The sequence below is a fragment of the Mesorhizobium sp. WSM4813 genome, from assembly GCF_055811555.1.
In genome coordinates this window covers 19,101-28,488 of sequence record NZ_JBVVQU010000072.1, presented here as the reverse complement: position 1 = coordinate 28,488, position 9,388 = coordinate 19,101, and the positions used below count along the sequence as shown (strand labels likewise).

Here is a 9,388-nt window from a genome sequence, read left to right as displayed (position 1 = left end):
CGGGGCCTCGCCACCGCCGCCGATCGCCTGGGTGATGTTGGCCAGAACCGCGCCCATGCGCTCCGAATAGGGGCGCGGGGGGGGGGCCGCCCCCCCCGGGGGGGGGGGGGGGCGCGGTCGTCGCCTTCGCCATCCTCATCGTCCTCGTCTTCAGCCTCCTGCGCTTCTGCGCGCAGCAGCGCCTGACGGTCGGCGACCGGAATCTGGTAATAGTCGGGATGAATTTCACTGAAGGCGAGGAAACCGTGACGGTTGCCGCCATATTCGACAAAGGCTGCCTGAAGCGAGGGTTCGACGCGCGTTACGCGGGCGAGGTAGATATTTCCTTTGAGCTGCTTCTTGTCCTGGGATTCAAAGTCGAATTCTTCAATACGGTTACCGCGAACGACGACAACACGTGTTTCCTCCGGGTGGGAGGCGTCTATCAGCATCTTGTTGGGCATTATTTCGTTTCCCCCCGGCAGCCGTCAGCCGCAGCTTGCGGGGCAAACCCCGCCGCTGTGAGTGTGGATGAACATGGGTGCCGGGCAATTGAATGTCCGCCGGCCGCTGCCTGAGCGCCATGGCGGTGCCGCCCGCAGCCATAATGGCGCGGTTTGCTGCGGACCTTTCCATGATTGCGCTTGAAGCCATCGTAACCAGCAGAACCTTTTTGAACCAAAGCCCGGGAAAACCGGACCAGCTTGTTTGCTCGTACAGAGCCGGCGCGGGACAATCCCGGCCGTTTTCCTCACGCAGGCGCTTCCCCCGCCACGGGCTCGCACCTGCGAAATTCGTCGCGATCACTTGATACCTTTTTCGCCTGAAGCGAAAGGAGCCGTCGTTCATCTGACCTGTAGCAGGAAGCTGCGGAGAAGGACGGTTCCAGGATTGCAGTGATCCACCATCGCTTTTATGATTTGGCGGGTTGGAAGGCAACCCCGATTTCCGATGCCGGCAAAAAGCAGTTCCGCAACGGAAGCACGGCTTTAAGCGTTGCATGAAAAGGCTTGGTTAACCTTCTCTGGATACCAATCGTTAATTGAGTTCGCGGCCTAACCGGCACTTCGACAAGACGCCGACACTCCGACAAACAAGATTGGCCGACAAACAAGATTGGCCGACAAACAAGATTGGCCGACAAACAAGATTGGCCGACAAACAAGATTGGGCGCCTAGCGCCAAACCGGAGCGACTGTAAGAGATGGGACTGGCAGTCTTCACGCACAAGGGTGGTCGCGCCGGAGGCACTTTCTTCTACGCCGCCTACTTCCGCGCTGCCCAATTCCGCGATGCTTGTCTGCTGTCGCTGGTTGTCGCTTGCCTGGCTTTTTCGCCGGTTTCCTTTGCTGCCGACGCGCCGCTCGCCGCGACGAGCTACAAAATGGCGGGTGACGCCACCAAGATGCGCATCGTCATGAATTTCGACCGCGAGCCCGACGTCAAATGGTTCCTGCTGCGCGGCCCCCACCGTCTGGTCGTCGACCTGCCAAGCACGAAATTCGCCATCAATGCCAAGGATGTAAAGGCGCGCGGCCTGGTCAGGAGCGTGCGCTACGGCGATCTCAGCGAGGGGGTTTCGCGGCTGATCCTCACAAGTAAGGGCCCATTCGCCGTCGATAGGTTCGACGTGCTCAAGAATGATGACGGCAACGGCTACCGCATCGCAATCGACATGTCGGCGGCGTCCGTGCGGGAGTTCGACGCCGCTCTTGCCAATCAGGCGCTGACCACCGGCTCGACGGTCTCCTCCGACAAGGGCGGCAGGGTCGGCACCGGCCCGGTCTCCAATCCAGGCCATCGCTTCACCGTCGTCATCGATCCAGGCCATGGCGGCATCGATGGCGGTGCCGAGGGTCTGAACGGCACGGTCGAGAAGAACGTCACGCTCGCCTTCGCCACCGAATTGCGGGAAAGACTTGCCGCAGTCGGCAAATACGATGTGTTCATGACGCGCGAGACGGACCAATTCCTGCGGCTGGACGACCGCGTGCGCATAGCCCGCCAGCACGAGGCCGATCTGCTCATTTCGATCCACGCCGACACGATCAGGGTCAAGGGCCTTCGCGGCGCAACCGTCTACACTGTCTCCGACAAGGCTTCCGACCCCGAAGCGCAGGCGCTCGCCGACCGTGAAAACCTTTCCGACCAATTCGCCGGCATGGAAATAAAGGACGACAACAAGGAAGTGACCGACATCTTGATCGACCTGATTCGCCGCGAGACGCACAGTTTCTCGATGAGTTTCGCCCAGACTTTGGTCGGCCAGCTTTCCACCAGCGTCGGCCTCATCAACAATCCGCAGCGTTCGGCCAGCTTCAAAGTTTTGAAGGCGCCGGATGTCCCGTCCGTGCTGGTCGAACTCGGCTATCTGTCCAACGCCAAGGACGAGGCGCAACTGCTCAGCGCCGATTGGCGCGGCAAGGCGGCCCAGAGCATAACCAATGCCATCGCCCTGTTCGCTTCAGCCAAGGCCGGAGCCGGAACCGGAGGCTGAGATGCCTGCCGCCGCCAGCAACCAGCGGCAGCGTTGCATGGCAACAACACCCTGTACTTATATTTCCGCCATTCGAAGCCGAAATTCCATGCTGCCGCATTTTGCCCACATGATGGCGACATGGATTTTCGATTACCGGTCGGGATCGTCTCGAAAGCTTGCGCGAAAGGCGGCTTCGTTTAGGAAAATCCCGAACCGAGGACTGGAGCGGGCATGATTCGTCTTATTGGCTATTTCTTCGGCATCGGCACGGCTCTGGCCCTTTTGGTCGCGGCGGGCGCGGCGATCTATATCAGCCATTTGTCGAAGGATCTGCCCGACTACGAGGTCCTGGCCAAGTATGAACCGCCGGTGACGACCCGCATCCATGCGTCCGACGGTGCGCTGATGGCCGAATATGCGCGCGAGCGGCGCCTGTATTTGCCGATCCAGGCGGTGCCGGATCGTGTCAAGGCGGCCTTCCTGTCTGCCGAGGACAAGAACTTCTACAATCACCCCGGCATCGATATGACCGGCCTTGGCCGCGCAGTCATGGTCAATCTGCAGAATTTCGGCTCGGGCAAGCGCCAGGTCGGCGCCTCGACGATCACCCAGCAGGTGGCGAAAAACTTCCTGTTGTCCTCGGACCAGACCTACGAGCGCAAGATCAAGGAGATGATCCTCGCCTTTCGCATCGAGCAGGCCTATTCGAAGGATCGCATTCTCGAGCTCTACCTTAACGAGATTTTCTTCGGGCTCGGCGCGTATGGCGTCGCCGGCGCAGCGCTCACCTATTTCGACAAGGCGGTGAATGAACTCACCGTGGCGGATGCGGCCTATCTGGCGGCCTTGCCGAAGGGTCCCTCCAACTATCACCCATTCAAATATGCCGACCGCGCCATCGAGCGCCGCAACTGGGTCATCGACCAGATGGTCGACAACGGCTACGTCACGCAAGAGGAAGGCGCCAAGGCCAAGGCCGAGCCGCTCGGCGTCAAGCCACGCCGCTCCGGCACCTATCTGTTCGCCGGCGAATACTTCACCGAGGAAGTGCGTCGCCAGATCAGCGCGCGCTACGGCGAGAATGCGCTCTACGAGGGCGGCCTGTCGGTCCGTACGACGCTCGATCCCAAGATGCAGCTGATCGCCCGCAAAGCCATGCAGAACGGCCTGATGAAGTTCGATACGCTGCGCGGCTATCGCGGGCCGGTGCAGACCATCAGCGTATCCGGCGACTGGGGCGTGCCTTTGAGCGAAGTCAAGGGACTGGACGACGTGCCCGAATGGTCGCTCGCCGTCGTGCTCGACAGCTCGGAAAGCGGCCTGTCCATCGGCCTTCGGCCGACCCGGCAGATCTCGGGCGAACTTGTCAAGGATCGCATCGAAGGCGCCGTCAGCCGCGAGGACATGAGCTTCGCCATGCGTCATGTCGTCGACGGCAAGACCGTCAAGGCCAAGTCGCCGGCGGACGTGCTGAAGCCGGGCGATGTCATCTTCGTACAGAAGAAAGAGGGTACGGACGGGGCCTATATCCTGCGCCAGGCCCCCGAAGTGGAAGGTGGCATGATCGCCATGGATCCGCATACCGGCCGTGTTCTGGCCATGGTCGGCGGGTTCTCCTACTCGCAATCCGAATTCAACCGTGCCACGCAGGCCATGCGGCAGCCGGGTTCGTCGTTCAAGCCGATCGTCTATTCGGCCGCCCTCGACAATGGCTATACGCCGGCTTCGGTGATCATGGACGGCCCGATCACCATCAAGAGCGGCAACACGACCTGGACGCCGAAGAACTACGATGGAAGGACAGCTGGCCCGGCGACTTTGCGGTCCGGCATCGAGAGGTCGCGCAATCTGATGACCGTGCGCCTTGCCAACGACATGGGCATGAAGCTGGTCGCCGAATATGCCGAGCGCTTCGGCGTCTATGACCGTCTCGCGCCGTACCTGCCGATGGCGCTGGGTTCGGGCGAGACCACCGTGATGCGCATGGTGTCGGCTTATTCGATCATGGCCAACGGCGGCAAGTCGATCAAGCCGACGCTGATCGACCGCATCCAGGATCGCTATGGCAAAACGGTGTACAGGCAGGACGAACGCGGCTGCGAAAATTGCAACGCCGCCGAATGGCAGAACCAGCCTGAGCCGGAACTGGTCGACAATTCCGAGCAGGTGCTCGATCCGATGACCGCCTATCAGATCACCTCAATGATGGAGGGCGTCGTCGAGCGCGGTACCGGCGCCACCGTCGCCGAACTCGGCCGCCACATCGCCGGCAAGACCGGAACGACAAACGACGAGAAGGATACCTGGTTCATCGGCTACACGCCCAATCTCGTTGTCGGCCTTTATATGGGCTACGATCAGCCGAAAGGTCTTGGCAAGGGCGCGACCGGTGGCGGCCTCGCCGCGCCGATCTTCAAGGACTTCATGCGCGTGGCGCTGGACGGCACGCCCAATGTCGATTTCCAGGTTCCCGAAGGCATGAAGCTGATTGCCATCAATCGCAAGACCGGCATGGCTGCCAACCCGGGCGACGCCGGCGCCTTTATCGAAGCCTTCAAGCCGGGCACCGGCCCCGCCGACAGCTATTGGGTGATCGGCATGGGTGCGGACGGCTCCAACGCCTCCGGCGGCGCGCTGTCACCACAGGCCAACCAAGCCATCCAGTCCGGCGGCGGCGGGCTTTATTGACATAGGATATGGTATTTGGGCCGGCTTTCGAGCCGGCCCATTTCGCTTTACAGGCGGCGGTGCCGTCCCTATGTATCGCGCCAACCCAAGCTCTGTTTAAGCAACAGGGCACCATTTCAGCACAGGACAGAACGACCAGCCATGCGCGCGGAAACGCAGAACATTGTCGATGAAATCAGGCAGGCGATTACCCTGCTGAGGAGGCATCTTTGACTGGGATCAAGCCATAAAGCGGCTTGAATACCTGAATGTGCGTGCCGAGGATTCGAGTCTCTGGAACGAACCGCTGGAGGCGCAGAAGCTGATGCGTGAGCGCCAGGGCCTCGAGGAAGGCATCGCCGCGGTCAAAGGCCTCACCCAGGCGCTGGAAGACAATATCGGCCTGATCGAGCTTGGCGAGGAAGAGGGTGACGAGAGCGTCGTCGCCGAGGCGGAAGCGGCGATCCGCTCGATGCGCGGCGAAGCAAAGGCCCGCCAGATCGAGACGCTGCTTTCGGGCGAGGCCGACGCCAACGACAGCTATCTCGAAGTCCATGCCGGCGCCGGCGGCACCGAAAGCCAGGACTGGGCCTCGATGCTTCTGCGCATGTACACGCGTTGGGCCGAGCGGCGCCGCTTCAAGGTCGAGGTGCTGGAAGTGCATGACGGCGAAGAGGCCGGCATCAAGTCCGCTACGCTGCTGATCAAGGGCCACAATGCCTATGGTTGGCTGAAGACGGAATCCGGCGTTCACCGTCTCGTGCGTATTTCCCCCTATGACAGCAATGCGCGCCGCCACACGTCTTTCGCCAGCGTCTGGGTCTATCCCGTGATCGACGATACGATCGAGATCGACGTTTCCGAATCGGATGTCCGCATCGACACTTATCGTTCGTCCGGATCGGGCGGCCAGCACGTCAACACCACCGATTCGGCGGTCCGCATCACCCATCTCGCCACCGGCATCGCGGTCGCCTGCCAGGCCGAGCGCTCCCAGCACAAGAACAAGGCGAAGGCCTGGGAGATGCTGCGCTCGCGGCTCTACGAGGAAGAGCTGAAGAAGCGCGAGGCGGTAGCGAACGCCACTGAAGCATCGAAGAGCGATATCGGCTGGGGCCACCAGATCCGCTCCTATGTTCTGCAGCCCTATCAGTTGGTGAAGGATCTGCGCACTGGCGTCGAGAGCACAAGCCCATCGAGCGTGCTGGACGGCGACCTCGACGATTTCATGGAGGCCTCGCTGTCGCAGCGCATCGAGGGCGGTGCCGGCGAAGTGGTCGCCGATATCGACTGAAGACCTACAACAAGCAGCAGGAACATCACGCTAGAGTAACAGGCTCTCACTCTAATTGAGCGGTCGCTTTATGGCTTTGTTTTTACGTTAAATTTTCCAGAACAACTTCTAACTTCGGGTTGGATGTCGCGGGCCTGCCGGCGCCAAGCCCGGAACCACTGCGAGCTGATTCTCGTTATCTGCGATCCCATCTGCCGGGGTCGATGAAGTCACTCTCGCCAGCCCCGGCAGGCTGGTTTCGGTTGCAGATGTCGGCGCTCGGTTGCACAGCAATCTTGCGCCAACAAAGGAATCAGCCCAGCATCCGAAAGCTGGGGGAAAAAAGCATTTATGGCCGGACGCGGCGTATCTGCGGCCTGACGATTCGGCCACTGGGAAGATGCGTTCCAAGAACGGGCAAGCGAAACGCTTGATAACTCGTTGATAGGAACTGCGCCCATGCCTGCTTTCACAACCCGACCGGCCTCAGCCGTCCAGACGGCGCGCCGCCTCCTGAATTCAATCATTGCGGTGGTGGCTCTGACGGCCGCCATCGCTGCATTTGCAGCGCCGGCTTTGGCGCACGACGCCACGCCGACTGCGGCGAGGCCGCAGGGCTGGAGCTATCCATTCTCCTGTTGTTCTGGCTATGACTGCCGCGCGGTCTCGCAGACGTCGATCAGCGAACGTCCGGAGGGCTATGTCATCAAAGGGACAGGCGAGGTCGTGGCCTACAGCGATGCACGGATCAAGAATTCGCCCGATGGCGAATATCACTGGTGCTCGGTCGCCGGCGCCAATGACGGAAAGACCATCTGCCTGTTCGTGCCACCGTCATCGTTTTAATGCATGGCGCCCAAAAGCCCCAGGGCCTGAGCCATGGCCTGACCCGAGGATGCGCAGCGGTTTTGGGATAACGACAGGCATCGGAAAGATTGAAGCGCGCCACGCGTCCGACTCAGTCAGCGAGTCTGCTGACCGACGGTTGTCAAGAGCGCCTCGTTATGTTGCCTTGCCGCGGGCGGGAGGCAAACGTGAGGGAGGCGTTCATGACAATAAAGGCAAGCTGCCACTGCAGGGCGACGACGTTCGAGGTTTCGCAAGCACCGCTAACCGTGACGCAATGCACCTGCTCCTTCTGTTCGAAACGCGGTTCGTTGTGGGCCTACTATACGCCGTCGCAATTCAAACTCACCAGCCCGTTCAAGAATGTCTCGTTCTACCGGTGGGGATCGAAAACGATCAAACACGGTTTCTGCGCCACCTGCGGCTGCGGCACCTTCACCGAAACGCCGGACTGGTCGACCGGCAAGCCGGATTTCGACAATCCGAAAATCAGCGTGAATTCGCGCCTGTTCGACGATTTCGACCTCGATCAGGTCGAGGTCGTCGTCATCGACGGCAAGAATCTCTGGTAGCCGAGAATCTCTGGTAGCTGATCAGAATTGCGCAATACCGTGGCCGTGGAATTGACCGGGAAAAGCCATAGCCAGCCGCTTTTCCCGTTCCATTTTTCGCCGCATTTCATGTTACAAGACATTAGAGCGACGTGCGTCCACTTGGACGCACAAAGTACGCTCTAAGACTTTGAATCTATGCATCGTGCTTTTCCGAAAATCGATGATTTTAAAGCCGATGCGACGGAAGGGCTGATGCGGCGCGCCACCGGTGGGACCGCGGACTGGAGAGGGACTACCCAATGAAAAAGACTGTGCTCGTCGCAGTGGCGACGGCTGTGCTCGTGAGTGCCTGCACCACAACCGATCCGTATACCGGAGAGCAGAAGGTTTCCAACACTGCGGCCGGCGCCGGCATCGGCGCGTTGGCGGGTGCGGGGCTCGGCCTGCTTGCCGGCGGCAACGATCGCCGTAATGCGCTGATCGGCGCTGGCGTCGGCGCGCTCGCCGGCGGCGCCATCGGCGCCACGATGGACCAGAACGAGGCCGAACTGCGCCGGCAGCTTCAGGGCTCCGGCGTCAGCGTCACCCGCACCGGCGACCAGATCATCCTCAACATGCCGTCCGACATCACCTTCAACGTCGACCAGGACGCGGTGAAGCCCGGCTTCTATCAAGTGCTGAATTCGGTCGCGCTTGTGCTGAACAAGTTCCGGCAGACCACGGTCGACGTGTTCGGCCACACCGATTCGACCGGTGGCGACGAACACAATTTCGACCTGTCGCAGCGCCGCGCGCTGGCGGTCGCCAACTATTTGTCCGGACAGGGCGTCGATTCCCGCCGCTTCGCCGTCACCGGCTTCGGCAAGACGCGTCCGATCGCTTCCAACGCGTCGGCCGCCGGCCGTGCCCAGAACCGCCGCGTCGAGATCCAGCTTTCACCCCTCACCTGAGCTGGACCATGATCCCGGACCTTCGGTTCGGAAAAGATCATGCTCAAATCCGAACCCGGCATCGAACATGAAGACGGCCCCGCAAGGGGCCGTTTCCGTTTGGGTATTCTAGATTTGAGGCGGACTGGTGTTTGAGAATTTCTGCTGTGATCAGACCTTGGCGACGATGCGCATGAAGGCGGGCATGTCGTCGCCGAATCCGACGGTCGCGTCATTGTCTTCCTGGCGATGGCGGGCAGGGCGATTGCCGTCGCGCTGCGGCCTGGTGTCGCCACGTTCCGGCGCACGCTGTTCGTTCCGGTTGCGATCGGGCGAAGCCTTACGTTCCGGCGAAGCTTGGCGCTCGCTATTTTCCGAGCGGATCGCTTCTTTGCGCGCGCGCCGCTCACCGGCATCGGCGACCGCGGTCTCGGCGGCCACCGGCTGTTCCTCGCGCGCCACAGCCGGTGCTGCGGCTTCGCTTTGCTTGGCGTGGCGTTCGCGTGGCTTGCGTTCGCCCCTGCGTTCATCGTCCTTGCGGCCGGGGGGGGGGGGGGGCCCCCCCCCCCCCCCGGGGGGGGGGCCCCCCCCCCCCCCCCCGGGGCCGCCCCGCCGCCCGAAACCCGCAGGACCCCCGAAGATGTTTGGGCTAAGCCCGGGG

At 61.6% G+C, this 9,388-nt stretch carries 6 protein-coding genes and 2 pseudogenes; 6 read left to right on the top strand and 2 right to left on the bottom strand.

Going from position 1 to position 9,388, the window contains the following annotated elements; translation table 11 throughout:
• A pseudogene (locus tag AC0L25_RS28835) lies at positions 1–443 on the bottom strand (hypothetical protein); the annotation flags it as partial.
• Between the two features lie 740 nt (positions 444–1,183).
• On the opposite strand from AC0L25_RS28835, the gene AC0L25_RS28830 reads away from it, so the two are divergent.
• The 6 genes from AC0L25_RS28830 (at position 1,184) to AC0L25_RS28805 (ending at position 8,748) form a co-directional block, all read left to right on the top strand.
• Positions 1,184–2,476 (top strand): N-acetylmuramoyl-L-alanine amidase, encoded by a 1,293-nt coding sequence (locus AC0L25_RS28830; RefSeq protein ID WP_473598586.1) that lies wholly within the window; start codon positions 1,184–1,186, stop codon positions 2,474–2,476.
• 213 nt (positions 2,477–2,689) lie between these two features.
• Positions 2,690–5,146: a penicillin-binding protein 1A gene (locus AC0L25_RS28825; protein WP_473598585.1), complete on the top strand. Its 2,457-nt coding sequence runs from the start codon at positions 2,690–2,692 to the stop codon at positions 5,144–5,146.
• A 141-nt stretch (positions 5,147–5,287) separates the two neighbouring features.
• Positions 5,288–6,419 (top strand): peptide chain release factor 2 gene (gene prfB, locus AC0L25_RS28820; RefSeq protein ID WP_192365009.1). Its coding sequence is split into 2 segments (ribosomal slippage): positions 5,288–5,353 and positions 5,355–6,419, totalling 1,131 coding nucleotides; the frame shifts between segments, so codons are not numbered across the junction.
• A gap of 438 nt (positions 6,420–6,857) precedes the next feature.
• Positions 6,858–7,244, top strand: a complete 387-nt coding sequence (locus AC0L25_RS28815; protein ID WP_473598584.1) for a hypothetical protein — start codon at positions 6,858–6,860, stop codon at positions 7,242–7,244.
• 203 nt (positions 7,245–7,447) lie between these two features.
• A complete protein-coding gene (locus AC0L25_RS28810; protein ID WP_473598583.1) occupies positions 7,448–7,816 on the top strand; it encodes a GFA family protein in 369 nt (122 codons plus the stop codon).
• Between the two features lie 281 nt (positions 7,817–8,097).
• Positions 8,098–8,748 carry a YiaD family glycine zipper/OmpA-like lipoprotein gene (locus tag AC0L25_RS28805; protein WP_473598582.1) on the top strand — a complete coding sequence of 217 codons (651 nt, stop codon included), beginning with the start codon at positions 8,098–8,100 and terminating at the stop codon, positions 8,746–8,748.
• Between the two features lie 150 nt (positions 8,749–8,898).
• Here AC0L25_RS28805 and AC0L25_RS28800 read toward each other — a convergent pair.
• Positions 8,899–9,270, bottom strand: a pseudogene (locus AC0L25_RS28800) (DEAD/DEAH box helicase); the annotation flags it as partial.
• Between the last annotated feature and the right edge of the window lie 118 nt (positions 9,271–9,388).

Coding starts and splice junctions, on each gene's coding strand:
- AC0L25_RS28830 (WP_473598586.1), top strand. CDS start 1,184: ATGGGACTGGCAGTCTTCACGCACAAGGGTGGTCGCGCCGGAGGCACT.
- AC0L25_RS28825 (WP_473598585.1), top strand. CDS start 2,690: ATGATTCGTCTTATTGGCTATTTCTTCGGCATCGGCACGGCTCTGGCC.
- AC0L25_RS28815 (WP_473598584.1), top strand. CDS start 6,858: ATGCCTGCTTTCACAACCCGACCGGCCTCAGCCGTCCAGACGGCGCGC.
- AC0L25_RS28810 (WP_473598583.1), top strand. CDS start 7,448: ATGACAATAAAGGCAAGCTGCCACTGCAGGGCGACGACGTTCGAGGTT.
- AC0L25_RS28805 (WP_473598582.1), top strand. CDS start 8,098: ATGAAAAAGACTGTGCTCGTCGCAGTGGCGACGGCTGTGCTCGTGAGT.